This window comes from Bilophila wadsworthia ATCC 49260 (genome assembly GCF_000701705.1).
Classification (GTDB): domain Bacteria; phylum Desulfobacterota; class Desulfovibrionia; order Desulfovibrionales; family Desulfovibrionaceae; genus Bilophila; species Bilophila wadsworthia.
This window is the reverse complement of record NZ_JNJP01000030.1, coordinates 20,042-42,650: the sequence shown is the minus strand read 5'-3', so window position 1 is coordinate 42,650 and position 22,609 is coordinate 20,042. Positions and strand designations below refer to the sequence as shown.

Below are 22,609 nucleotides of genomic sequence, written 5' to 3'. Positions count from 1 at the left end.
CTTTCTGGACATCAAAGGACTATCCGAGTCCCTTGTGTCTGTTATTTGCCGGGCTGCCCAACAGGAAGCGGCGCGCAGGCCCGACCTTGTGGCGCGGGGCAAGACGCCGAAGATGCTGACCGGGTGGCTGTCCGGGCGGCGATGGGAGGACGAGGCGGACGCACCGCCCCCGCTTGTGCCGGTTGCGGCCCGTGGCCCTCTGCTTGGCGATCCCGTCATCGACATACCGACGCAGGAACAGCGCGATGAAGGCTGGAAGGCGGGCTTGTCGTTCATGGAAAAGTGGCGGCATGGCGAGAGACCGGACAATCAGGCCGGACAGTTTGACCGCCGGAAGCCGCTGCCCATTCCAGCGAACTTTGGGCGCGTCCTGCAACGGGCGCTGTAGGAGAATATATGAGTGATGAAGCACTTACGGCGGAATCGTTATCCGGCCCTTTGCGCTCTGTCGCGGAACGCTTGGGAATGCCGTTCGTTTTCCGGCTGGTCGAGAACTTTGGGGGAACGACCGTGGCAATACCGTCCGGGAGTGCCGGGAAAAAACAGTATCGGCGTCTGTGCGCGGCGTTGGGGGATGAATCGGCCTCAGCGTTGTGCCGGGAGTTTGCGAGACGGGCAATTTACATCCCCAACCTCAAACAGGCGATGCTGGACAAGCGCAACTCGTCTCTGAATATGGAACGGGACGAACTGGCTGGAAGGGGGCACAGCGAGAGGGCCTTGGTTGCCATTCTTGCCCGCAGGTACGGCCTCTCCGAGCGGCAGGTATGGCGCATCCTGAAGCAGCCGAGGACTCCGGGGGAGGCAACGCAATGAGCGATACCTGCACCTTTGCAGAATTCCTCGACCATTGTACGGGCAGGAAGGTGATGCCGCCCCCGGCACAGGCGAAGAAGCGGCCCTCCTGCCCTCCCGAGTCGGAAGAGCAGAAAGCCCTTTTCGACTGGTGGCAGCGAACGCCGTATGCCCGGCACTTCGTCATGTACCACATCCCCAACGGCGGGCGCCGGGACAAGATCACCGGGGCGCGGTTGAAGGCCGAGGGCGTGGTGGCGGGCGTCCCCGACGTGTTCCTTGCCTCGCCCCGGCAGGGGTTCCACGGCCTGTACATCGAGATGAAGCGCCAGCGCGGGGGGACGGTTCAGGCTACGCAGAAGGAGCTGATCACAGCACTCCGTCAGGCCGGGTACCGCGTCGAGGTCTGCAAGGGCTGGTGGGAGGCGCGGGAAGTCATCGAAAACTATCTGACCGGGGAAATCCCCAAAGGAGCGTCCAGGCGTGTCGAGCCAGCAGCAAACCAGCAGCCCCTCGCGGATCGTCGAGGTCGTCGTGCCGTTCAGGGAAGATGAAAGCTTTGTAGACAGGCTGGCCCGCGCCAATGCCGCCCTCGGCAGGGCTATCCATGCGCAACTCCCCGCGTGGGACGTCAAGCGCAACGAGATCGCCGTATTCGGGCCGCAACGGGCGCATCGCAACGGAAGCGTCTCGTATGTCTACCGGCTGGTCGAGGACCGCAAACCGCTGTTCGGCAAGGGAAGGGGGGCTGAAAGGGCGCTCATGAGGCACGAGATATGGAGTCAGCAACCGGAATCCGCAGCGCAGTAGGCTGGCGAAAGGTGGGTGATGTCGTGGAACTGATGGAAGCGGCCGTCCTTCTCGGCAACGGCGGACAGCGGGACGGGATGGCCATAATTGCGGCGCTGGCCCGGCGCATGGCGGAGGCGCAGAAGAAACATCCGGTGTTCGCGGAGGGCAAGTACCACGCGCTCGGCGTCATCGGCGCGGAATATGAGGAACTCGTGCGGGCGGTGGAGCGCGAAACGCCGGAACGGGTACGGGATGAGGCGCTTGATGTGGCGGTAACCGCCTTGCGCCTCTGGGCGGGGGAACAAGAGGCATGAGCAGAGAGATTCTGGTTTCGTACACGCCGAAGATCCTGCGGAGTCTCGCGGAGATCAAGGACGTCTTCGGTGTAGGGGAAAGGAGGATCAAGCTATGGGTGCAGCAAGGGGCACCCATAGCGGTGGAAGGTGAGGGGAACAATGTGCGTTATAGTGCAGAGGCTGCTAGGTTACAGGTGTGGCGGGAGGAAAGGGAACGCCCCCAAGTCCAGTAAACCGGAGGGCGCAGGCTTCATTTTACCGTGCGCTCATGGCGCGGGCGTATTCCAGCAGGAGCATTGCCGGGTTCTTCTCGTCCGGCAACCTATCGTCAAGGGAGTGCAGGGCGGCGATCATGCGCTCGGTGAAGTATCTGTCCCACTGGGCACCAACGCGGGTGCCGTGGAAGGGACGGTCGGGAGCTTGCTTGTAGACGCGGCTTTCCAGCGCGGTGAAGACGGGGATGCTCATGGTGATCAGCCTGCTGCACAGGCGGCTGAAGGTACGGTAGTATTGCTGTTGGGCTTCGCGGATTTCGGCAGCGAGTTCCAGCATGGCGGCTTCGTCGAAGCGCGGAGCGGCGGGCAGGGCGGGGCGGTTGCGCTTGGCAAGTTCGGCCTCCATGCGGTTGAAGGCTTCGATGTAGGCGAGCTTGAGAGCGAGGGCCTTCTTCCCGGTGTAGCCCATGACAAGGAGCATGAAGCCGTCCTTTTTGATAATGTACATGGGACGCGACTTAGCCTGCTCGTCAAGGTAAGATGCCAATCCAAAATTGGATTGGTTAAAATTGTCAGATAGTTGTTCGATAAGATCCTTAATCGAACGCATGACATGAAAATGCGTCTTCCCGAAGAACTTTGCGACTTCAAGGGAGGTGGTAGCGGGACGTCCATCGTGGAGAGAAACGGAAGGGACGGGATCGGAGAGAAGAAGAGCCTGACTCATATGAGCCTCCAAGTGATTAGTAGTTTGGCATTGGATATGAGAAATGCCGGGTCTCAACTACGCCACTTGGAGCGCTGCTCTTATTCCCCGTGAGGGTATTGTATTAGGAGCTATCAACCCGGCAAAATATGCATGGATAGATGGGCACTATAGCCCAAAAAGAAACCCAGCAAAGAGCCGGGCAGAGACGCGCGTAATTTTTTGAGCCAGCGGCGCGGACACTGCCAAGTGAAATAGTGAAGGTAGTCTCATTGAAAGCGCGTAAAAAGTCAAGAAAAAGCCCCGCACGAGGCGGGGCAAGGAAAATTTAACGGGCGAGCTTGAAGCGTATGGCTTCCGGGCCTGTATAGCCCATCGCCAAGAGGGTAAAGCCGTCACGGAAAATGATATACATAGGGAGGGACCGCCCAGTTTGATCCAAATAATTACTCACCTCAAAATTGAGGGCAGTAAATTCTTCTGGGCAGTTATCCATGATGCTACGGATGTCGCGTACTACATTGTCATGCCGCTTACGGAAATAGTGGGCAACTTCACGTGATGTGGTAGCGGGGCGTCCATCGTGGAGAGAAAGGGAAGGGACGGGATCGGAGAGAAGAAGGGCCTGTGACATAGTGAACCTCTCAGATTTTTTCGATTGGCCCTTGAAAATAACAAGGGCCGGGAGCTCGAAACTGTCTGAGAACAGCCAGGCCTATTTCCCCGAAGGGTATTGTATTAGCCTACTCCCGACCCGTGAAGATCGTATGATACACCACCCCCAAGGCATCAAGTATGTCTTGGCAGGGCACAAAAATAGCCACTCTCACGGGGTTGGCTTCCGTCTCAGAAAGGAGTTTCGAGGCTCCGTAGAAGGAAGTTAACCATGAAAGTGGCTGAAAGTCAACAGGGATAGAGATACACAAAGCTAGTCATCAAGGTAACGGCCCAAAATGCCATTTAATGAATAGTCATCACCTTCATAGAATATCAGAATATCAGTCATTTTTTTAATGAAATCCTCTTTACCCTGAGTATTGTATTCTGCACCGGCTTCTATTGCAATTCGAACATTACTCCCATCACCAGAAGGCATAATAGTAAGTTTTCTACCATTAGTAACATAAGAAAATTCTTGATCACTGTTCAGCAGGTTGTTGATGCAGATCTCTAGATCTTCAGGTCTCATAATGCCTCCTATCGAAAAAGTATATTTGTTATCTGTTCGTTTTTTGAAATGCTGTCAATCCCCCCTCCGGTCCATCACCAGTCCTCCACCAGTCCCTTATCAGTCTGACGTGCCCAAAACCTCATGTTACGCTTCTGAGCAAAAATCAGGAGCGTTTTTTCATGTCCACTCTTCGTTTTTTCAAGCCTGAGGAATTCGCCTGCAAATGCGGGTGCGGGCGCGGGTATGACGACATGGACGCAGGACTCCTGCGTATGCTCGACGAGGCGCGTGCGCTGGCGGGCATTCCGTTTTCCCTCTCTTCCGCTTTCCGTTGCGCCAAGCACAACAAGGCGGTGGGCGGGGTGGCTGATTCCGCGCACACCCACGGCTATGCCGTGGACATCAAGTGCACGTCCTCCCACTACCGTTTCCGCATCATTTCCGCGTTGCTTGAGGCCGGGTTCCGCCGCATCGAGGCCGGGCCGACGTGGGTTCATGTGGACAACGATCCGGCCAAGCCGCAGGACGTCATCTTTTACGCTGCCGGGAGGGTGTATTGATGGATTTTTCCATGATTTCCGATTTCCTGAATTCCCAGACCGGATCTTGGGCTTTGTTCCTGTCCGCCGCCAGCGCCGTGTGCGCGTGGGCCGCCACGCTCATGCCCGCCCCTTCGGAGACATCCGGCGTTATCTATCGGTCCCTCTACAAGGTCATCAACTGGATCGGGGCGAACATCGGCAAGGCCAGAAACGCCGATGACGCGCAGAAGCAGAGGAAGCTCCAATGAGGGGGGACATGCCATGCAGACGTTCCTTCGCCTTCTGGAAGCGGTGGCATCCCTCTGGGCTTCATTCCGCGCGTATGCTGAACGCCGCCGCGCTTCCGCTGCTCGTGATGCTCTGTCTGCCGCTCCTGTGCGGGTGCTCTGCGGCAAGCTCGGCGGACAGCCGGACAATCCCGCTGTCGCCCATACTGACGAGCCTGCGTCCGGTGACGCTGGACGGGATTGAAGGGGCATGGATGGACTGGCGCGACGCTCAGGCCCTTGCCGCGTGGATCGACGGCGTGGAAACGGCACGGTGAGCGACGATATGCAGATGCTCCGCGATCTCGGCGAAGTGAAGGCCGAACTCTCCGCAGTCAAGGCGGAACTGGCCGGGCTGCGCGAGCGCATCGACGATGTCGTCATCTCAAACCTGCGAGATCACGGCAAGCGCATGTCCATGCTCGAAACCCGCGTTGCCGCGCTCGAAGCCGCCGAGAACCGCCGGGCCGGGGGCATGGCCGCGCTGGTGGCCGTGGCGGCTGCGGCAGGTGCGGCCGGAAACGTCCTTTCGCGTTGGATTGCGGGGTGAATATGAGGAAGCAGCGGTACGACTGGGAAACGATCAGGGCGGAGTATGAAGCCGGTTCCAGCATGGGCAAGCTCTCCGACAAGTACGGCGTCGACAAGGCCGCCATCAGCCGCCGGGCGAAGAAAGAGGCATGGGCTCAAGATGTTACGGGTGCCGTTGATCGGGCAGTTGACGCAAAAGTCAACGGCATCGTCAACACCGTTGACCCTGAAAAAAAGGCCGCTGCCATCGCTTCCGCCGCTGACGAAAAAGTTGCGGTCATTATCCGGCACCGCGAGGAGTGGGAGACACAACGGGCGCTGGTCACAACGGCCATTGAGAAGAACGATTTCGACAAGGCCAAGCTCGCCAAAATCACCGCCGAGACGCTCAAGATCCGTCAGGAGGCCGAACGCAAGGCGTGGGGCATCCGCGACGTGGACGCCCAGCCTGACGGCGGCGTGCTGACCGTGCGCATCCTCCGGGTGAGCGGGGAGTAGGGGATGGAGATCACGCTTCCTCACAACTGGCGGCCCCGGGACTATCAGATTCCCATGTGGCGGTACATGGAGCACGGAGGGCGCCGTTCCGTCCTGCTCTGGCACCGACGCGCGGGGAAGGACGACAACAGCCTGCGCTACCTCGCCAGCGCCGCAATGGAGAAGACCGCGACGTACTGGTACCTGCTGCCCAAGGCCGTGCAGGTGCGCCGGGCCATTTGGGAGGCCGTCAACCCGCATACGGGCAAACGCCGGGTGATCGAAGCCTTCCCCGACGCCATCGTCGCCCGTACCCGCGACAACGAAATGACCCTCACCCTCGCCAACGGTTCCTCCGTCCACTTCCTCGGGGCGGACAACTTCGACACGCTGGTCGGTTCGCCGCCCTACGGCATTGTCTTTTCCGAATACTCCCTGACCAACCCGTTGTCGTGGGCGTACCTTAAACCGATACTTGAAGAAAACGGCGGATGGGCCATCTTCAACTTCACCTCGCGCGGGCGGAACCACGCGGCCACGCTCTACGAGTACGCAGCCGGGGAGGAAAGCTGGTTCGCGCAGCGCCTCCCGGTGACGGAAACGTCCGTGTTCACGCCGGAGCAGGTGGAGGAAATCCGCAAGGAGATGCACCGCACCTACGGCGAGGAGGACGGCGAGGCGCTGTTCCGGCAGGAATACATGTGCGACCTCGACGCGCCCGTGGTCGGGGCCTACTACGGCAAGCTCCTTGCCCGGGCGGCTGACGAGGGACGCATCACCGGCGTGCCCTATGACCCCGCCGCGCCCGTGTTCACGGCATGGGACCTTGGTATGGACGATTCCACCGCGATCTGGGTGGCGCAATGCGTGGGCCGGGAAATCCACCTCATCGACTACTACGAGGCCAATGGCCAGCCCCTCGCGCATTACGCGGACTGGGTGCGCGGACGCGGCTACGGCAGGCCGACGCACTACCTGCCGCACGACGCCCGGGCGCGTGAGCTCGGCACGGGCAAGAGCCGGGAGGAAGTGCTTGCCGGGCTGGACATCGGCCCCGTGCTCGTCGTCCCCCAGCAGAGCGTGGCCGACGGCATCAATGCCGTGCGCACCATCCTGCCGCGTTGCTGGTTCGACCAGATCAAATGCGGGGCCGGTGCGGAAGCCCTGCGCAATTACCGCAAAGAATACGACGAGAAACGGAAGGTATTCCATGACCGCCCGCTGCACGACTGGACGAGCCACGCTGCCGACGCCTTCCGGTATTTGGCCTTGAGTTGCGGTCAGCATCAGAAGTCCGGTTCCAAGGGCTTCCGCCCAAGGAGGCGATAATGGCGAAGCACGATAACCGGATGCCTATTCAGACAGCCCTCGGCTACGTTGAGGAGGCGCGCGCCGCCTCCCGTGACTGGCGGGCCAAGTCGTGGCGCGACCATGAGATGTACGACGGCGACCAATGGACGCCGGAAGACCGCCAGCGCGCCGTCGACGCGGGCATCGATCCGCTGACCATCAACCGCATCTTCCCGGCCATCAACCTCATCCTCGGGTCGCAGGAGCTGAACCGGGCGAACATCATCGCCAAAGCCCGTACCGCCAAGGACGGGCAGATCGCGGAGATCATGACCGAGGCGCTGGCCTTCGTGCTTGACCAGAACGACGGGCAGTACCGCATCGGTCAGGCTTTCAAGGATGCGGTGATCCCCGGCATCGGCTGGCTGTACTGCGGGTTCAACAACGATCCCCGGCAGGAGCGGATCAAGCTCGACTTCCGCGACTGGAAAGAGGTGTTCTGGGACCCCTTCGCCTCGCCGTGGCTGGAATCGGACAAATGCCGTTACGCCTTCTTCCAGCGCTGGATGGACCTCTTCGACCTGCAATGCCTGTATCCCGAGCGGGAAAAGGAGATTGGGGAAGCGTTCTCCGGCCTGAGCGCGCACGATTCGGACTACTCCTACATGGACGACGAGGCCGACATCGTGGAGCAGGACAAGCGCGTCCTCGGCTCGACCCGCTGGTCGGACCCTGAACGGCGGCGCATCAGGCCCGTGCAGCTCTGGTATCCTGTACTTGAAAAGGCCGTGTTCGCGCTGTTCCCCGACGGGCAGTGCGTGGAGGTGAACACCAAACTGCCCGACGCGCAGGTCTACATGCTGGTACGGAACGCCCAGCAGCTGATCACCACCTCCGTCCGCAAGCTCCGGGTGAAGACCTTCATCGGTTCCTATGAGCTGTCCGACGAGCCGTCGCCGTTCCCGCACGGACAGTACCCGTTCATTCCCTTCATCGGCTACCTCGACCGCTATTTGAATCCCTTCGGCGTGCCCCGGATGCTTTCCGGGCAAAACGAGGAAATCAACAAGCGCCGTTCCATGAACCTCGCCATGCTCCAGAAACGGCGCATCATCGTGGAGGAGGGCGCCGCCGATGACCTTCAGGACCTCTATGAGGAAGCCAACAAGCCCGACGGGTTCATGGTGTTGAAACCCGGAGGCCGTTCCAAGATGGAGATCATCGAGGGCGCGCAGCTCTCACAGTACCAGATTCAGGTGCTGGAGCAGTCGGAGAAGGAAATCCAGCAGATTTCCGGAGCCAACGACGAGGCGATGGGCTACACGTCCAACGCCAATTCCGGCAAGGCCATTGAGCTGCGCCGCCAGCAGTCCTCCACCATAATGGCTTCCCTGTTCGGCAACTACCGCCGTTCCATGTCCCGTCTTGGCCAGCTCGTCATCGCCAACGTGCAGGGCGCGTGGACCGCCGAAAAGGTGCTGCGCATCACCGACAAGATGACCAATGCCGAGCGGTTCGTGACCGTGAACCAGAAGGTTCTCGGCGAGTCCGGGGACGTCGTGGAAATCCACAACGACATCACACAGGGAATGTACGACGTGATCGTGTCCGACGCCCCGGCCACGGACAGCGTGCGCGAGCAGAACATGAATCTGCTCATCGAGTGGTGCAAGCAGTCGCCTCCCGAGGTCATCCCGTACCTCATGGGCATGGCGATGGAGATGAGCAACCTGCCGAACAAGGATCAGCTCATGATGAAGCTGAAGCCCATGATGGGCATCACCCCGGAAGAGATGGACATGTCGCCGGAGGAACTGCAGCAGCGGGCGCAGCAGGAGGCCGAAGCCAAGGCGCAGGCCGAGCAGATGCAGCAACAGGCGCAACAGCAGCTCATGCAGGCCGGGCTGGAAAAGGCGGGGCTTGAGAACGAGCTGCTCCGTGCCCAAATCGACAAGACGCGCTCGGAGGCCGGGATGAAAGCCCGCGAGCAGGATCGGAAGGAGTTCCATACCGGCATTGAGGCCGGGAACGCCATCCGGCAGGCCCGCAACGAGGATGCGGCCGTTGCTTCCCTTATGCCGCCAGCGCCGTTGCCTGTCTCCAACCCTCAACCCCCTATGCCGTATGGACAGACCTATTGATTTCGGGGCCATGACCACGGCGCAGGAAGCGGCATTCGACCGCAAGGCGGAGGCATGGTGCCGTGGGCACCGCCCCTGTCCTTCCGGGCGTGACCCCCGGTTCTGGAACAGGCGGGACCGCCCCGGCGCAATGGATGCCTACCGGAACGGCTACGACCGCATCCGGTGGGGCACTCCCGACACAAACGACACGGGCCGCACGGACAGTTCCCCGGCCCAGAGTCTTTCGGACGCATCCGCCGTCATGGATGCACCAAACCACTCGCCCGCTCAGGCGTAAAACGGAGAGGAACATGGAAGAAGAAATGATGGAAGCGTCGCAGGAAGCCCCGGTTCAGCAGGCCGTATCCCCGGCGGAACCCGCGCCCAAGCCCGCGCCGGAACAGGCCGGGCATGACGAACTGGACTTTTTCGACGAGGCGGTCAGCGAAGCGGAACTTCGCGGCGAAACGCCGGATGGCGAGGCTCACGGGCAAGACCGGACGGAGACGCCCGCTCCGAAAGAGCCGAAACCGGAAACGAAGCCCGGAGACGAACCGACGGGCGGGGATACCTCCCTCGGCGAAGATACATCCGCAGACGGGGCAAAGCCGCCCAAGGGGTTCGTGCCGCACGCCGCGCTGTCCGAGGAGCGCACGAAGCGCAAGGAAGCGCAGCAGCGCGTGGAGCAGCTTGAGCAGGAACTCGCGGCAAGGAAGGCCACCCATGAGCAACGGGAGATGCCGGAAGCGCCCAAGGATGCCTCCGAAGCGGCCCGGCGGTTCGCGGAACAGAATCCGCAGTATGCCGCGCTGGTTTTCGAGGATTCCCGCGACGGCCAGCTTCTTCGGGACAAGCTCGACACCTACGGCGAGGAAGACGCCATCGTATTGGCGAAGACTCTGCACGTCGAGCGCGAGTTTGCCGAGCAGAAACGCCGTGAGTCCGGTTCCGCCGACGCGGCCTTCCTCGGCACCTGCGTCCGCGAAATGGATGCGATGTTCGAGGGCGGGCTCAACGGGCAGCAGGCCAAAGAGCTCATCGGCTACCTGCAAAACGAGGCGGGGCTGACCCCCGACACGATCACCCTGCTGACCTCGCCGAACACGATCGTCATCGACCCCCGCACGGGGCGGCAGTCGTATCTCGGCGGGCGGGCGCTGGAGGTCGTGGGGCTGTTCAAGGATGCCCATACCCTCGCCGCCGCTTCCAGCCCGGAACGCATCCGGGAATCCATTGAGGCCGAAGTCACCAAGAAGGTGATGCAGAAAATCAACGGCGAACAGGCCGCCTTCCGCGAACTTGGGGATGTCCCCGGGCACGGGGATGCCCCGGTCGGGAACATCCCGGCCACGGAAGACGAGTTCGCCCGACTTTCCCCCGAACAGCAGGAACGCCTGCTGCGCGGGGAACTTTAGGAGAACATGAATGGCAGGAACCGAGTTTCCGCTCAATCATCCGCTTGCGGTACAGGTCTGGTCCAACAGCCTCGCCGTGGAATCCGGCAAGCGGCAGTATTTCAGCAAGTTCATGGGCACGGGCGAGTCCGCGCTCATCGTCGTGAAGACGGAGCTTCAGAAGCAGGCCGGTGAAAAGATCACCGTGGGCCTGCGCATGAAGCTGCGCGAGGACGGCGTGGAAGGCGACAACCTCATCGAAGGCACGAGCGCGGAAGAGGCGCTCACCTTCTTCAGCGATTCGCTGTTCATCGACCAGAAGCGCAAGGGCACGAAGTCCAAGGGCAAGATGTCCGAGCAGCGCGTGCCGTACAACCTGCGTAAGGAAGGGCGCGACGCGCTGGCGACGTGGTGGTCCGAGTACTACGACGAACAGTTCATGATGTACCTTTCCGGGGCTCGCGGCATCAATGCCGACTTCATTTCGCCGCTGTCCTTCAAGGGCCGCGCCAACAACCCGCTTCAGGCGCCCGACGCCGAACACATGGTGTACGGCGGTTCGGCCACCGGCAAGGCCGACCTCACGGCGAACGACAAGATGTCGCTCGGCATCGTGGAAAAGCTGGTTGCCAAGGCCGAAACCCTCGACCCCATGATGCAGCCCATCACCGTGGAAGGCGAACGCAAGCACGTCCTGCTCATGCATACGTTCCAGGCATTCAGCCTGCGCACGTCCGTCTCCCAGAACGACTGGCTGGACATCCAGAAGGCGGCGGGCGTCCGTGGGGACGGCAACCGCGTCTACAAGAACGCGCTCGGCGAGTATGCCGACGTCATCCTGCACAAGCACCGCAACGTGATCCGCTTCAATGACTATGGGGCCTCCGGCAACGTTGGCGCGGCCCGCGCGCTGTTCCTCGGCGCTCAGGCCGGGCTTGCCGCATGGGGCGGGGCATCCGGGCAGGGCCGCTATACGTGGAACGAGGAAAAGGACGACCGCGGCAACGCGCTCGCCATTACTGCAGGGGCCATCTTCGGCGTGAAGAAGTCCCGGTACGACAACAAGGACTTCAGCGTGATCGCGGTGGATACCGCCTGCGCTGATCCGAACGTGTAGGAGGGGCTATGGCGACTTTCAAAAGCGACGCCGTGAAAAGCGGCTTGATGTTCCTCGGCACGGCGCAGCCCGGCTGCGTCCTGTGCCGGTCGGGGCGGGTGAAGGAAAAGTTCACCGCCGCCGACGTGGCGGAGCTGGTTCCGATCCCCAAGGGGGCGATGGTACTCGATGTCCGGGTGGTGAATGAGGCGCTCGACGCCTGCACCAGCGTTTCTGTGGGCGACAAGGACGATCCCGACCGCTATTTCGCCGCGCTGGATTTGTCGTCCGCCGGTGCCCACAGCGCTCAGAGTGAAGGCCCCACGACCGCCCATAACCATGTCTACGCCGACGAAGCCGTGCTGACCGTCACTGTCCCGGCCACGCAGACGACCGCCAAGGCCATCACCGCCCACGTCTTGTACAAGATGGTGGAGGGCTGCCTGACGGACGAGGCCGACGTTTTCCCCGCCGCCTAACCCCAGACCGGGGGTCGGATTGCATTCCGGCCCCCAAGGATATGCCATGTTGTTGAAAATGCTTGGTTCCCACTGTCTGGAACTCACGATGCCTTGGCTGCACGGAGGCCCGTACACGGCAAGCCCGGGGGCCGTCTTCGAAGTGGACGACAGGGACGGAATCACTTTGCTGGAAGGGAATGACCGTCTGTTTGAGCGGGTTGACGGCCCGGAGAACGGCCTTGTGGAAACGCCCCTTCGATCAGGCCCGGCCGCCGAGGGAGAGCAGGCTGACCAGCCTTCCGTTCCGCCTTCCGCGCCTCCTGTGGAGGAGAGGTCGCGCCGCCGGAAGAAGGGCGCATCCGAAGCCGCAGGGAAGGACGCATAGCCATGCTGTGCAGCGAGATCCTCCGCAGCGTGTCCGGCAAATTGCAGGACGAGGACGCCGATGCCCGGCGCTGGCCGTGGGAATCCGCGTCCGGCGCGTATTCGCTGATGGACTCCCTGAACGCCGCCGTCCGGGAAATCGTGACGCAGCGCCCGGACGCCACGGCCCTGACGGAGCCCATGCGGCTGGAGCCCGGCATGATGCAGCGGATTCCGCGCGCGGACATCCATATGACCAGCCGGAACGCCGTATCGCTGATCAACGTGATCCAGAACTTCGATCCTGACGGCAATACGCCGGGACGCCCGGTTTTCCGGGTGGAGCTGGATGCCCTGCGGACTGCGGCCGCATGGGGGAAAGCGGGGGGCAGGGTCGAGAACTGGGCCTACAGCCCGCTCGACAACCGGGAAGCGTTCTGGGTGTACCCCGGCGTCGAATCCGGGAGGGACGTATGGATCGAAGCCGTCTATTCCGCCGAGCCCGTGCGGGCCGCCACGCCCTCGGATAGGTTCCCTCTGCCCGAGTCGTTCGCCAATGCCGCGTATCTCTGGATGTTGTTCGACGTGCTGGCGGGCGATCATTCGGAATCGAATTTTGCCAAGGCGCAGGCGTTTCTTCAGGCATTCGCCCAGAGCCTCGGCGTGAAGCTGCAAACGGACCTTGCTTTCCCCATCAGACAGGGAGGCGTCAACGATGCCCAGGCTTGACGATGTGATCGCCGACATCCTGCCGGAAGCCCAGAACGCCCCGGCGGACGTTTTGAAAAAGGCCATGCTCGATGCGGCACGGACGCTGTGCCGCCGCAGCAAGGTCTGGCGCGTGGACGTGGAGGGGACGCTGATTCCCGGCATAGCTCAAGTGGAACTTGAACTTCCGCGCGAAACGTCCGTGGTGGACGTGGCCTACCTCTACACGCAACGAGAGCAGCTCTTTACCGGGCGGTTCAGCACTGTTCCCGATGGAACGGTGACGCTTGCGGACGTTCCGGTCGACGGCGGCCTGCTCCGGGCCGTGGTTTCGCTTGTTCCGACCACAAAGGCGACATGCATTGACGATGGCCTCTATGACCATTGGGGCACGGTTATCCGGCACGGTGCGCGCTGGCTTTTGAAGTCCATGCACGGACGGGAATGGTTCGAGGCGCAGGTGGCGTTGTATCACCAGCAGGAATTTGAGCGGGGCATCGGGCAGGCGGCGCACGCCGCGCTCAACGCGTGCCGGAAGTCGCCTATCTATCCTTTGAAGAACAGTTTTCTCTAGCGAGGGCGCATGATCCCTACAGTCAATGTCACCGTCGCCGTGCACGAACAGGACGGTTCCCCGGTCCGGGACGCGCTGGTTTTAGCCAAGCTGACGGCGGTCGAACGCTACAACGGATATGTCGTCGCGGACGAATATACGGGACGGACGGACGAAAGAGGCCGCGCCGTGGTCGCGGTTTTCCCCAATGAGCTTGGCAGCGAAGGCAGCGAGTACCGCTTCAGGATCGTCACCCCGGCGGGCAAGACGTTCTCGGTCTACGCCACGGTGCCGAACTCCGACTGCAACCTACATCAGATCTGCGAATTGGAGCCCTCCGAACGCCGGGGGGCAGGGCAGGTCGTAAGCACTGAAATGGCCGGATACGTCACGCAGGCTGAAACCGCACGGGACAAGTCGCAGGAAGCGGCAAACCGGGCGCAGGCCGCAGCGGTTCAGGTCGACGTCTCGGCGCAAACGGCCACGGCGGCGGCAAGCCAAGCCCTATCCAACGCCAATGCGGCGAAACGCGCGGCGGAGGACGCAACGGGGCTCGTGCAGCGCACGGAAACCGCCGTGGCGGGTTTTGAATCCGAGGTGATTGGACGGGTGGAGGCTGAAACGCAACGGCTTGGCGGCGAGGCCTCCACGGCAGTCAGTACGGCGAAAGATCAGGCCATGACGGCCCTTGATGCCCACATGGAACAGAAGACGGAAGGGCTGGATTTACACGCGGCGGATCTGAAAGCTGCGCTTACGGCCTCCCTCGGGACACGGGAAGAAGAGGCGATCGGCGCCGTCAGGATTGAGCGTGACGCCGCGCTCGTCGTCCTGCGCGAGGAAGGGGCTCAGTTCCGTGAGGATTTGAACACTCTAGCGGAGCGTTCCGAGGATGCCGCCAAGCGTGCCGCGTGTTCCGCCGCCATAACGGTCAAGGCCGCTTCCGATGTCGATGAGGCTCTCACCGATACGGCCATTGATTTGCTGGCCCCGCAGGTTGTGGCCGAGGCTGTGCGGCAGGCCACGGAGATCGCGTTGGACTCGGCGAACACGGCGACCGTGGAGGCCGAGAAATCCCGGCAGAGTGCAGCAACCGCCTGTGCCTGCGCCGATGAATCAGCCGCCAGTGCGCAAGGCGCCGCCGATTCCGCCGCTGCCGCTGAAACGAGTGCCGGAGCCGCAGCGGATTCCGCCTCAGTTGCAGCGGCAAGCGAAGCAGTGGCCACAGCCAAGGCGGGAGAAGCGTCAACCTCTGCCACGGCGGCGAAAGCTTCCGAGAACGCGGCCAAGGCCAGTGAACAGACCGCGACGGAAGCCGCGAATACGGCAACAATGAAGGCTGGAGAAGCCTCCGTTTCCGCCGCTGCTGCCGATGTAAGCGAGACGAACGCCGCCTCCAGCGCTACGGCTGCCGCCGATTCCGCCAACGTCGCCTCCGCCGCGCAAACGGCTGCGGAAGCTGCCTGTGAGGAAACCAAAAAAGTCGCCGTACTGCCCGCAACGACGACCTCTCGCGGTTCCGTCATGCCTGATGGGCTGACGATTTCCGTCACGGCAGACGGCACGATCTCGGCGAAGGACGTGGCGATTGGGGGGAACCTTGAGGATCTGGCGAGCGCGCGGGGGCAGGTTGGGGATGCAAGGCAGCTTGCCGATTTAGATTTCAACATGTTGACTGTACCTGGTTTTTACAGAACGACAGGTAATCCCAAAAATGGCCCGATCGGAATATCCGGAGCATCAATAGGATCGCTTTTTGTCTCAGGAATGCAGGGCAACGGCAATCGCCTTTTTCAGATTATGGTATCCGGAAATGGCATATACTGGAGAACATCCATATCTGGCGGAACTACATGGGAAATATGGAATCAAGTACTTACCGGGAATAAGATCGGAGACGGAATCCGTAATACAAACGGCATCATCTCCGTACCCGAGATGCAGGGCGCGACGTCTGCGCAAGCGGGTGTGTCGGGGTTGGTGCCGCCTCCCCTTGCGGCTGACGTCGGGAAAACCTTGGGGGCTGACGGAACGTGGTCTTTTCCGAAAGACGTGGCGATTGGCGGGAACCTTGCTGATCTGGCGAGTACGCGGGGGCAGATTGGGAATTATAAAACAGTATTTGCCACGGGGGATGATCTCAACGATGTAATCACATCAGGAACCTATGCTGTTTCTCCGGGATGCGCCAATGTTCCGATGAATGGCACCTCTGATTATTATGTACTTGAAGTGCTTCGTGATGAATCAAATGTCAATGCGGTTACCCAGTTCATCTATTCCAGAGTCAACACGGCTGGCCCGACGTGGTCGCGCCGACGCATAAGCAACGGAACATGGCAACCTTGGCAGCAACTTGTCCAGACAAACTACATTGGGGACGGCGTCAGGGTGTCACGTTCTAAAGCCCTTCCCGATGGCACGGGCGGCCTATGTGTTCTTTCCGTGCCCGAATACGAGGGCGCGACGGCATCGGCCGCCGGGACAAGCGGCCTTGTACCACCCGCAGCCGCCGGGCAGCATGAAAGCTTCCTGACCGGAGGCGGGGAGTACAAGCCCGCGCTTTCAACTGGCGGCGGCGTCATGACGGGCAGCATCCAGATCAATGATCCCGCCAACGACATCGCCGTAGCCCCTCCCGCGAATACCGAACGCGGCATGTTTCTTGGCGACAAAAACAGCGTGGTCATGGGCGGGTTCGATGTCATACAGCGCGCATCGGATAATGCTAAGTACACGCAATTCTATTCAAAAAATAGCAGAGGAGATATAGCGTCCCTTGCTGCTGTGACTTATGAAGACGGCACGAGAGAACTTGTGGCGGATAGCCCTCTCCAAATCAACGACATACAAATAAAACAGGTCGTTGACGGCGGAAGAAGGGTAATCGTGCTCTCTGGGGCGCGTGGCAACGAAGGGTATTCGCTGCGGTTCTCTCCAGACACCGGGGAAGTCTACCTCGACGGCAGGGCCATACATGGGAAAGCGGATTCCGCCGGATACGCAGATACCGCCGGAAGTGCTCCGGCAAATGGCGGGACGGCATGGGCCGCGAACCGCCTGCGCAGGGAAGGGGGCGTCGATACCGTCTGGAATTGGGCGGGGCAGGGAGGCCAACCCGGTTGGCTGTGGGGAGGTAATGACGGAACCAATATGTACGTCTACAATCCCGCTAATTTCAGCGTGAACTATGCGAACAGCGCGTACATATCCACCGCAGTCTCGGGAGTATGGTTCGGGCGCAATAATCAAACTGTCCCCAGCGGAGGGACATGGAGAGTGATTACGTCGATAAATGGAAAGGTTGATTTCATGACCGTCGCTGGCGGAACTTCTATCCCGCACGAGTGGTGGTATGCGGTCAGAGTCGCATAAGGGGGAAAGTATGGATTACGGACAAATCATCTACCGAACCGCTGATGATTCCTACGTCATCACGAAAAACGGAATGCCCTACCACGTCTACCCATACGCTGCAGAATTCGCGGAAGAGTGGGACGCCGTGTTCGCCTACGCCGAGGCGCACCCCGAATGCGTGACCGAGGAGCAGCCCTACGTCCCGCCCGTACCGACGCTTGAGGAAGTGAAGACCGCCAAACTCTCCGAAATCAACGCGGCTGCGGACAGGGCCATAGCCACACTCACGGCGACCTACCCTGACCGAGAACTCGCGACGTTCGACAAACAGGAATCCGAGGCCCGCGCCTATGCCGCCGACCCTACGGCTTCAACGCCGCTTCTTTCGGCATTGGCGCAGGCTCGGGGCATTCCGCTGCCCGACCTTGTGGAGAGGGTGCTTGCCAAGGCCGACGCCTTTGCCGTGGCTTCCGGTTCCATTATCGGCCAGCGTCAGGCACTGGAAGATCGGCTTGATGCCTGTACGACGCTGGAAGAGGTGCAGGGCATCACCGTCAACATCTCCATGCCGGGTGGGGGAGAAGCATGACGTACGGAAAGCGAACGTTGATCGCCGTCGACCAGCTCCTCAATACGCTCCTCGGCGGCTGGCCGGACGAAACCCTGTCCTCGCGCTGTTACCGTTGGGCGCGGGACGGGGTGAGAGCGTGTCCCCGCAAGCTCGTGGACGGGCTGTTCTTCTGGCAGAGGGAACACTGCAAGAGCAGTTATGAGAGTGAGAAATGCGGACGGCAGTTACCTCCGGAACTGAGAAATAGAGGTACGGTATGATTAGCTTGAGGAACAATGCCCAGTCAGTTTTGACGCTTCCCGTATCCGCCGAACAAACGTTGCTGAATCTTTCGCTCGGGGATGGGGGCAAGTTTCCCGATTTGTCCCTTGGAGATTCCTTTCGGTGCGCCATCAAAGATTCGGCGGGGAACGTGGAATTCATCCGGGTTGTACAGCGTGCCGGGGATATTCTGACGGTTGAACGAGGGCAGGAAGGAACCAGAGCCCGCGATTGGAAAGTTGGAGCCCGTGTTCAACTCCGCATGACGGCGAAGACATGGGAGGAAATGGCCGGAGAGCATTGGAGGCGCGTCATGGACGCTTCGGGGCTCCCCATCACGCCTACAGTGGTGGGCCCCTCTTCATTTAGCTTGCCGGGGGACTTCGTTTCCCTCTTTGCACAGACGCGTTCCTTCCGGTTGTACACGGGCGACGGAACGTTTCTTTATGGCTATGTAGCCAACGCTTCCCTCTCGGGTAATGCCACGCTCATCGTTGTGGAAGGGATAAGTCTTCCTTCCTCTGTCGTTGCCGTCGATATTGGATTGCCGTTGAATGTGCATCCTAAGGCGGTGAACGCCGCTCCTGTTGCTCACTTGATGGATCCCGCCGCCCACTCCGCCATCATTATTCCCCTCAGGGTAGACATCGACGAGATTAAAGAGATCCTCAGCGGACTCGTCCGTTCGGACGGGACCATTGATGCCGCCATGCTTCCCCCCGCCACAAAGAAGACCCTCGGCGGCGTGATCATCGGGAAGGGGCTGAAGGTCAACGACGCGGGGGTCGCCCAAGTCGACGAAGCCGTTTTTGCGAAGGTGCCCAGCGCCGCCAATGCCGACACAGCGAACAACTCTCTGGCCTTTGCCAATGGGCGGCGCTGGGCTGAGGTTATGCATGAGGGCAACCCCGGTTGGTTGATCGGGTCGGTAAATGACCAGTTGCGGCCCGTAAATGTTGCCAGCTTAAGTGTAAACTACGCCAATTCGGCCAACTACGCGAACAGTGCAGGGATGGCAGGGAATACGAATCTCATCACCGGGGCAATACGGAGAGGACGCACGGAATGGGTAGCTAGTTCAGTACATAGGGTCGTCGGGCCGAAAGGTGGCCAGTTCGCCGTCTTTTATCCGATTAGCCTGTGGTATTTCAACACAACAATACAACCCGGAGTCTATGAGGGCGGACACGTCTTTGGTTCGTTTTCCAGAGATAATTTCCCTGATGAGGACTTCGGCGTATTTTTTCAGGTAGGGTAACACAGTGGCATTTACGATTACTGGTCAGATTCTTTCGGATGAGGCAAACCGTAAATGGGATCTTTCTGAAATCATTTTGCGCGATGATGGCTCCTATGTGCTTAAGCGGGTGGATCTTATTCTTGGAAGCGGTCTTTACCATGTTCCGAACGAGAACGGATGGACAGAGATGTACGCTGCCGTGCGCAACTACGTGGAGCAACACCCGGGAGCCGTGCACGCCGAATGCACTCCCTCTCTTGATGAATTAAAGGCCGCAAAAAAGGCTCAGATAGACGCGGAAACGTCCGCCGCCATCCTTGCCGGATTCGACTATGCCGTAGACGACACGACCTACCATTTCAGCTACGCGCTGGACGACCAGCAGAACTTCTCCGATACGGCAAACGTCTGTCTGATGAAACAGGCGGGGATGCCGGGCCTGCCCGACTCCGTAATGTGGAACGCCTACACGGTTCCGGACGGTGAGCTTGAGCGCCTGACGTTCGACGCGCCGGGCTTTCTCGCGCTCTACGCTGGCGGTGCCATGAAGCACAAGAACGAGACGATGCAGCGCGGCGGGGAACGCAAGGCGGCTGTGGAGGCCGCTGCCACGGCGGATGAGATTACGGCGGCCTGACTCGTGACGAAGCGAAAAGCCGTAGGAGAATCCGATGCCGGTTATTGATGTGACAACCTTTACCGGAATGCGTCCCGCCGTTGCCGGTCACCTGCTTGAACAAAACGAGGCACAGTCGGCATTCAATGTGGATACATCCACAGGTGTCCTATCCCCCGTGTATGCTTCCCGGCTGGAAGCGCAGTATCCTTTCATTGCGGGCTCCCTCTTTCGTCATGATGCCCGCGCATCGGGGAAGGGGCTCGTCTGGCGGGTTTATCCCGACAAGAGGCAGTTTGTTGAATCGCCAGTCGCCGGAGACCCGCATTCGCGCCTGTACATGAGTTCTCCCAATGGCCTCCGATTCATCGACGGACACGGGAACGAATACGCCCTCGGCATCAAGGCACCGGAGAAGGCCCCGCGCATTGGAGATGCGGGGCAACGGGGCGGGCCGGTATCTTTCGACGCAGAGACGAAGACCATGACCTTCACGTCGACGGATCGTGCGGCGTGCCCTTATCTTACTCCCGGGGGGAAGGTGGTTTTCTCCGGGATGCCGCCCTCGCCCCTCGCAGCAGGCACGACATATTCCGTACTGGAAGGCGTTCCCGACGGACAGGGTGGGCATCGTTACAGGCTTGGTAATCCGGCCTCCTCCCCTAATACGCCCATAGCTTTCGCTGACGGCACGGCGCAGTGCTCTGTAGCCTATGAAGGCCGGCAACAGAACCGCGTCTATGTCTTCACTGTGGTGAACAGCTATGGGGACGAGTCCGCGCCGAGCCTGCCCGCCAGTGTCACAACCGATATTTCGTGCAATCAGCGTATCCTCGATCTCGTGTATGCGCCCGCTGCAGGTGAGGCCCCTATGGCGAAAAAGCGGATTTACAGGCTGGCCACGGGAGAGAACGGAAATTCGGACTACCTGTTCGTTGCGGAAATCGACGGTGGGCTTACCGAGTTTACGGACAACCGCCTCGACGTGGAGCTTGCGGAATCGCTTCCATCCCTGAACTGGCGACAGCCCGACCCTGGACTGCGCCATGTCGCGTCCCTCCCCGGAGGGGTCCTTGCGGCACATACTGCGGGTGGCGTCTACCTCTCGGAATCCTATAAGCCCTACGCATGGCCGGAAGCCCACAACTACACTTTTCAGGGGCGTATCCAGACCATAGCCGTTTCGCAGCGCACGCTGTTCGCGCTCACGGAGAGCGTCGTGCACGCCCTGACCGTGGACGATCCTGCCTCGGCATTCGCCACGACACTCGACGGGTATGCGCCGTGCCTGTCGGCTGACGGAACCGTCACTTCTCCGCTCGGAGTCCTTTTTCCCTCTTCGGACGGCCTCTATCTGGTGTCACAGGGTATGACCTCTCCTCAAAACGTAACCGACGGGCTCATCAGTGATCGGGAATGGCATGACCTGAACCCGTCATCTTTTTTCGCGGTGTTCTACGACACCACGTATCTCGCCTTTTATCGGCGCCTGAACGGGGAATACGGAACGCTGATGCTTGACTTCGGCAAGAATGGGCAGGCCCGGATGCGGCTCATGGACGAGTGGGGGATGGCGATTGTCGTCGTACCCGGTGGACGGAAAATCTATTATGCCAAGCAAATAGGCAATACTGGCGAAAGCGGTCTGTATGAAATGTTCGGCAATGAAGATGCTCCTTATATAGCCACATGGCGTTCCAAGGAATTTGTTTTTCCGACTCCGGTGAACATGGCGGCGGCTATCGTCGAGAGCGAGGGCGACGAGATGGATGGCGGCGAAGAGGAAATCTTGTTTTGGGGCGGGGCCGTTGGGGATCAGATGTCTGGCGAGATCCCCTTTGCCGATGAGGATTCGGACGTGTATCCCGGCGGCACTCCCATATCTTCAGTGCTCCGTGTCTTCGCCGACGGAAAACTCCGGGCAACGCTGTATGTGAAGCCCAACAGATTTATGCGGTTGCCGCAAGGATACGCGGCACGGCGTTGGGAGTTTGAAATCACGACGCTCAAGCCTGTGAAGAGGATCGCCATAGGCACGGCGATCGAGGAGCTGCGATGAAAAATCCGTTGCCGCCCGTCCCTGCGAGGACGGATCCGGAACTGAGAGCCTTTCTGGAGTCGGTGCGGTCAGCCGTCAAGACGATTCTGGAGAGGGGGAATCTGAACGCGGGCGATTTGAAGGATGCTGGCATCATCACCGCCGAGCAGGCCGATCGCCTGAAAGGGCGGGGAGGGAAGTAGGATGTATGGCATGACCCACAAGTCGGCGCTGCCGGACGTGGCCCTGTATGAGCTGTACGATCGCCTGAAGGATGCCGGCCGATTCCACGAAACGTTTTACGATGGCGAGATTGAAGACAGCCACCACGGCTTTCGGGACTATGCGCGCCGCCCGGACATCCATTTATGGGCCTTGATCCACGGCGGCGAGCTTTCCGGCATGTGCTGGCTCACGCATGTCTGCCACGGCGGGACGGCCTTTGCGCATTTCGCCATGCTGCCGAACCTGCACCCGCTGGTGACGCTGCGTCTCGGACGGTTCGCCGTGGCCTCCATGCTCCGGCTGCGGGACGAACGCGGGGCGTTCATTTTGGAGGCGTTGCACGGCACGACGCCCGTACGCCGCCCAAAGGCCGTGCGGTGGGTCCAAAAGGTGGGTTTCGTCTCGGTGGGCGAGCTGCCGTATGCGGTTTTTATGGCGGATACGGGCCGGAATGAGCCGGGACTTATCAGTTATGCGGACCGGACGACGGCTCCGGGCGCATGGTGCGGAGAAAAGGAATGA

General features: G+C 60.7%; 29 protein-coding genes and 1 pseudogene. 27 read left to right on the top strand and 3 right to left on the bottom strand.

What is annotated here, in order from left to right:
- The 5 genes and pseudogenes from T370_RS0111580 to T370_RS0111560 all read left to right on the top strand — a co-directional run.
- Window positions 1–388, top strand: a pseudogene (locus tag T370_RS0111580) (MarR family transcriptional regulator); the annotation flags it as partial.
- Window positions 389–396: 8 nt separating this feature from the next.
- Window positions 397–816 (top strand): Mor transcription activator family protein, encoded by a 420-nt coding sequence (locus tag T370_RS0111575; RefSeq protein ID WP_051643829.1) that lies wholly within the window; start codon window positions 397–399, stop codon window positions 814–816.
- Window positions 813–1,349 carry a VRR-NUC domain-containing protein gene (locus tag T370_RS0111570; RefSeq protein ID WP_029435825.1) on the top strand — a complete coding sequence of 179 codons (537 nt, stop codon included), beginning with the start codon at window positions 813–815 and terminating at the stop codon, window positions 1,347–1,349. Before T370_RS0111575 ends, T370_RS0111570 begins: the two co-directional genes overlap by 4 nt.
- The gene (locus T370_RS0111565; protein ID WP_248604253.1) at window positions 1,279–1,605 is read left to right on the top strand and encodes a hypothetical protein; all 327 of its coding nucleotides are present in this window, start codon (window positions 1,279–1,281) and stop codon (window positions 1,603–1,605) included. Before T370_RS0111570 ends, T370_RS0111565 begins: the two co-directional genes overlap by 71 nt.
- Window positions 1,572–1,901 (top strand): hypothetical protein, encoded by a 330-nt coding sequence (locus tag T370_RS0111560; protein ID WP_248604252.1) that lies wholly within the window; start codon window positions 1,572–1,574, stop codon window positions 1,899–1,901. The genes T370_RS0111565 and T370_RS0111560 overlap by 34 nt, the downstream gene beginning before the upstream one ends.
- Window positions 1,902–2,138: 237 nt before the next feature.
- Here the strand turns inward: T370_RS0111560 and T370_RS23645 are convergent, their stop codons facing one another.
- The 3 genes from T370_RS23645 to T370_RS0111540 all read right to left on the bottom strand — a co-directional run bounded on the left by T370_RS23645 (window position 2,139) and on the right by T370_RS0111540 (window position 3,993).
- The gene (locus T370_RS23645) at window positions 2,139–2,825 is read right to left on the bottom strand and encodes a Rha family transcriptional regulator (protein WP_051643828.1); all 687 of its coding nucleotides are present in this window, start codon (window positions 2,823–2,825) and stop codon (window positions 2,139–2,141) included.
- Between the two features lie 307 nt (window positions 2,826–3,132).
- Window positions 3,133–3,438 (bottom strand): Rha family transcriptional regulator, encoded by a 306-nt coding sequence (locus T370_RS24365; RefSeq protein ID WP_081847545.1) that lies wholly within the window; start codon window positions 3,436–3,438, stop codon window positions 3,133–3,135.
- A 294-nt stretch (window positions 3,439–3,732) separates the two neighbouring features.
- Complete coding sequence (locus T370_RS0111540; protein ID WP_029435819.1) at window positions 3,733–3,993, bottom strand: hypothetical protein; 261 nt, start codon at window positions 3,991–3,993, stop codon at window positions 3,733–3,735.
- 161 nt (window positions 3,994–4,154) lie between these two features.
- Here T370_RS0111540 and T370_RS0111535 point away from each other — a divergent pair, with 161 nt between their 5' ends.
- The 22 genes from T370_RS0111535 to T370_RS0111425 all read left to right on the top strand — a co-directional run bounded on the left by T370_RS0111535 (window position 4,155) and on the right by T370_RS0111425 (window position 22,609).
- Window positions 4,155–4,535 (top strand): D-Ala-D-Ala carboxypeptidase family metallohydrolase, encoded by a 381-nt coding sequence (locus T370_RS0111535; RefSeq protein WP_029435818.1) that lies wholly within the window; start codon window positions 4,155–4,157, stop codon window positions 4,533–4,535.
- 11 nt (window positions 4,536–4,546) lie between these two features.
- Window positions 4,547–4,765, top strand: a complete 219-nt coding sequence (locus T370_RS0111530) for a hypothetical protein (RefSeq protein WP_248604251.1) — start codon at window positions 4,547–4,549, stop codon at window positions 4,763–4,765.
- Window positions 4,766–4,773: 8 nt separating this feature from the next.
- Window positions 4,774–5,061, top strand: a complete 288-nt coding sequence (locus T370_RS0111525) for a hypothetical protein (RefSeq protein WP_156034412.1) — start codon at window positions 4,774–4,776, stop codon at window positions 5,059–5,061.
- On the top strand, window positions 5,058–5,333 hold the full coding sequence (locus tag T370_RS0111520; RefSeq protein ID WP_005027273.1) for a hypothetical protein: 276 nt from the start codon (window positions 5,058–5,060) through the stop codon (window positions 5,331–5,333). Before T370_RS0111525 ends, T370_RS0111520 begins: the two co-directional genes overlap by 4 nt.
- A 2-nt stretch (window positions 5,334–5,335) precedes the next feature.
- On the top strand, window positions 5,336–5,812 hold the full coding sequence (locus T370_RS0111515) for a hypothetical protein (RefSeq protein ID WP_029435815.1): 477 nt from the start codon (window positions 5,336–5,338) through the stop codon (window positions 5,810–5,812).
- 3 nt (window positions 5,813–5,815) lie between these two features.
- A complete protein-coding gene (locus tag T370_RS0111510) occupies window positions 5,816–7,120 on the top strand; it encodes a hypothetical protein (protein ID WP_051643827.1) in 1,305 nt (434 codons plus the stop codon).
- Window positions 7,120–9,222: a portal protein gene (locus T370_RS0111505; protein ID WP_029435813.1), complete on the top strand. Its 2,103-nt coding sequence runs from the start codon at window positions 7,120–7,122 to the stop codon at window positions 9,220–9,222. Before T370_RS0111510 ends, T370_RS0111505 begins: the two co-directional genes overlap by 1 nt.
- Window positions 9,206–9,502, top strand: coding sequence for a hypothetical protein (locus T370_RS0111500; protein ID WP_156034411.1), 297 nt, complete (start codon window positions 9,206–9,208; stop codon window positions 9,500–9,502). Before T370_RS0111505 ends, T370_RS0111500 begins: the two co-directional genes overlap by 17 nt.
- A 13-nt stretch (window positions 9,503–9,515) precedes the next feature.
- Window positions 9,516–10,619 carry a hypothetical protein gene (locus T370_RS0111495; protein ID WP_029435811.1) on the top strand — a complete coding sequence of 368 codons (1,104 nt, stop codon included), beginning with the start codon at window positions 9,516–9,518 and terminating at the stop codon, window positions 10,617–10,619.
- Window positions 10,620–10,629: 10 nt separating this feature from the next.
- Window positions 10,630–11,715 (top strand): N4-gp56 family major capsid protein, encoded by a 1,086-nt coding sequence (locus T370_RS0111490; RefSeq protein WP_029435810.1) that lies wholly within the window; start codon window positions 10,630–10,632, stop codon window positions 11,713–11,715.
- Between the two features lie 8 nt (window positions 11,716–11,723).
- Entirely contained in the window at window positions 11,724–12,173 is a 450-nt protein-coding gene (locus T370_RS0111485) for a hypothetical protein (protein WP_029435809.1), read from the top strand.
- Window positions 12,174–12,219: 46 nt separating this feature from the next.
- Window positions 12,220–12,540: a hypothetical protein gene (locus T370_RS0111480; RefSeq protein WP_016361037.1), complete on the top strand. Its 321-nt coding sequence runs from the start codon at window positions 12,220–12,222 to the stop codon at window positions 12,538–12,540.
- Window positions 12,541–12,542: 2 nt separating this feature from the next.
- On the top strand, window positions 12,543–13,247 hold the full coding sequence (locus T370_RS0111475) for a phage adaptor protein (protein WP_005027256.1): 705 nt from the start codon (window positions 12,543–12,545) through the stop codon (window positions 13,245–13,247).
- Window positions 13,234–13,800, top strand: a complete 567-nt coding sequence (locus T370_RS0111470; RefSeq protein ID WP_029435808.1) for a phage adaptor protein — start codon at window positions 13,234–13,236, stop codon at window positions 13,798–13,800. Before T370_RS0111475 ends, T370_RS0111470 begins: the two co-directional genes overlap by 14 nt.
- Window positions 13,801–13,809: 9 nt before the next feature.
- Window positions 13,810–17,154, top strand: coding sequence for a pyocin knob domain-containing protein (locus tag T370_RS23640; protein WP_051643826.1), 3,345 nt, complete (start codon window positions 13,810–13,812; stop codon window positions 17,152–17,154).
- 10 nt (window positions 17,155–17,164) lie between these two features.
- Window positions 17,165–17,725, top strand: a complete 561-nt coding sequence (locus tag T370_RS0111455) for a hypothetical protein (protein WP_029435805.1) — start codon at window positions 17,165–17,167, stop codon at window positions 17,723–17,725.
- Window positions 17,722–17,967 (top strand): hypothetical protein, encoded by a 246-nt coding sequence (locus T370_RS0111450; RefSeq protein WP_029435804.1) that lies wholly within the window; start codon window positions 17,722–17,724, stop codon window positions 17,965–17,967. The genes T370_RS0111455 and T370_RS0111450 overlap by 4 nt, the downstream gene beginning before the upstream one ends.
- Window positions 17,964–19,226, top strand: coding sequence for a hypothetical protein (locus tag T370_RS0111445; RefSeq protein ID WP_029435803.1), 1,263 nt, complete (start codon window positions 17,964–17,966; stop codon window positions 19,224–19,226). The genes T370_RS0111450 and T370_RS0111445 overlap by 4 nt, the downstream gene beginning before the upstream one ends.
- Before the next feature lie 169 nt (window positions 19,227–19,395).
- The gene (locus T370_RS0111440; RefSeq protein ID WP_029435802.1) at window positions 19,396–19,845 is read left to right on the top strand and encodes a DUF4376 domain-containing protein; all 450 of its coding nucleotides are present in this window, start codon (window positions 19,396–19,398) and stop codon (window positions 19,843–19,845) included.
- A 34-nt stretch (window positions 19,846–19,879) separates the two neighbouring features.
- Window positions 19,880–21,883 carry a hypothetical protein gene (locus T370_RS0111435; protein WP_029435801.1) on the top strand — a complete coding sequence of 668 codons (2,004 nt, stop codon included), beginning with the start codon at window positions 19,880–19,882 and terminating at the stop codon, window positions 21,881–21,883.
- A complete protein-coding gene (locus tag T370_RS0111430) occupies window positions 21,880–22,065 on the top strand; it encodes a hypothetical protein (RefSeq protein ID WP_016361036.1) in 186 nt (61 codons plus the stop codon). Before T370_RS0111435 ends, T370_RS0111430 begins: the two co-directional genes overlap by 4 nt.
- Before the next feature lie 10 nt (window positions 22,066–22,075).
- The gene (locus tag T370_RS0111425; protein ID WP_148399793.1) at window positions 22,076–22,609 is read left to right on the top strand and encodes a hypothetical protein; all 534 of its coding nucleotides are present in this window, start codon (window positions 22,076–22,078) and stop codon (window positions 22,607–22,609) included.

Coding starts and splice junctions, on each gene's coding strand:
- T370_RS0111575 (WP_051643829.1), top strand. CDS start 397: ATGAGTGATGAAGCACTTACGGCGGAATCGTTATCCGGCCCTTTGCGC.
- T370_RS0111570 (WP_029435825.1), top strand. CDS start 813: ATGAGCGATACCTGCACCTTTGCAGAATTCCTCGACCATTGTACGGGC.
- T370_RS0111560 (WP_248604252.1), top strand. CDS start 1,572: ATGGAGTCAGCAACCGGAATCCGCAGCGCAGTAGGCTGGCGAAAGGTG.
- T370_RS23645 (WP_051643828.1), bottom strand. CDS start 2,825: ATGAGTCAGGCTCTTCTTCTCTCCGATCCCGTCCCTTCCGTTTCTCTC.
- T370_RS24365 (WP_081847545.1), bottom strand. CDS start 3,438: ATGTCACAGGCCCTTCTTCTCTCCGATCCCGTCCCTTCCCTTTCTCTC.
- T370_RS0111540 (WP_029435819.1), bottom strand. CDS start 3,993: ATGAGACCTGAAGATCTAGAGATCTGCATCAACAACCTGCTGAACAGT.
- T370_RS0111535 (WP_029435818.1), top strand. CDS start 4,155: ATGTCCACTCTTCGTTTTTTCAAGCCTGAGGAATTCGCCTGCAAATGC.
- T370_RS0111530 (WP_248604251.1), top strand. CDS start 4,547: ATGATTTCCGATTTCCTGAATTCCCAGACCGGATCTTGGGCTTTGTTC.
- T370_RS0111525 (WP_156034412.1), top strand. CDS start 4,774: ATGCCATGCAGACGTTCCTTCGCCTTCTGGAAGCGGTGGCATCCCTCT.
- T370_RS0111515 (WP_029435815.1), top strand. CDS start 5,336: ATGAGGAAGCAGCGGTACGACTGGGAAACGATCAGGGCGGAGTATGAA.
- T370_RS0111510 (WP_051643827.1), top strand. CDS start 5,816: ATGGAGATCACGCTTCCTCACAACTGGCGGCCCCGGGACTATCAGATT.
- T370_RS0111505 (WP_029435813.1), top strand. CDS start 7,120: ATGGCGAAGCACGATAACCGGATGCCTATTCAGACAGCCCTCGGCTAC.
- T370_RS0111500 (WP_156034411.1), top strand. CDS start 9,206: ATGGACAGACCTATTGATTTCGGGGCCATGACCACGGCGCAGGAAGCG.
- T370_RS0111495 (WP_029435811.1), top strand. CDS start 9,516: ATGGAAGAAGAAATGATGGAAGCGTCGCAGGAAGCCCCGGTTCAGCAG.
- T370_RS0111490 (WP_029435810.1), top strand. CDS start 10,630: ATGGCAGGAACCGAGTTTCCGCTCAATCATCCGCTTGCGGTACAGGTC.
- T370_RS0111485 (WP_029435809.1), top strand. CDS start 11,724: ATGGCGACTTTCAAAAGCGACGCCGTGAAAAGCGGCTTGATGTTCCTC.
- T370_RS0111480 (WP_016361037.1), top strand. CDS start 12,220: ATGTTGTTGAAAATGCTTGGTTCCCACTGTCTGGAACTCACGATGCCT.
- T370_RS0111475 (WP_005027256.1), top strand. CDS start 12,543: ATGCTGTGCAGCGAGATCCTCCGCAGCGTGTCCGGCAAATTGCAGGAC.
- T370_RS0111470 (WP_029435808.1), top strand. CDS start 13,234: ATGCCCAGGCTTGACGATGTGATCGCCGACATCCTGCCGGAAGCCCAG.
- T370_RS23640 (WP_051643826.1), top strand. CDS start 13,810: ATGATCCCTACAGTCAATGTCACCGTCGCCGTGCACGAACAGGACGGT.
- T370_RS0111455 (WP_029435805.1), top strand. CDS start 17,165: ATGGATTACGGACAAATCATCTACCGAACCGCTGATGATTCCTACGTC.
- T370_RS0111450 (WP_029435804.1), top strand. CDS start 17,722: ATGACGTACGGAAAGCGAACGTTGATCGCCGTCGACCAGCTCCTCAAT.
- T370_RS0111445 (WP_029435803.1), top strand. CDS start 17,964: ATGATTAGCTTGAGGAACAATGCCCAGTCAGTTTTGACGCTTCCCGTA.
- T370_RS0111440 (WP_029435802.1), top strand. CDS start 19,396: ATGTACGCTGCCGTGCGCAACTACGTGGAGCAACACCCGGGAGCCGTG.
- T370_RS0111435 (WP_029435801.1), top strand. CDS start 19,880: ATGCCGGTTATTGATGTGACAACCTTTACCGGAATGCGTCCCGCCGTT.
- T370_RS0111430 (WP_016361036.1), top strand. CDS start 21,880: ATGAAAAATCCGTTGCCGCCCGTCCCTGCGAGGACGGATCCGGAACTG.
- T370_RS0111425 (WP_148399793.1), top strand. CDS start 22,076: ATGACCCACAAGTCGGCGCTGCCGGACGTGGCCCTGTATGAGCTGTAC.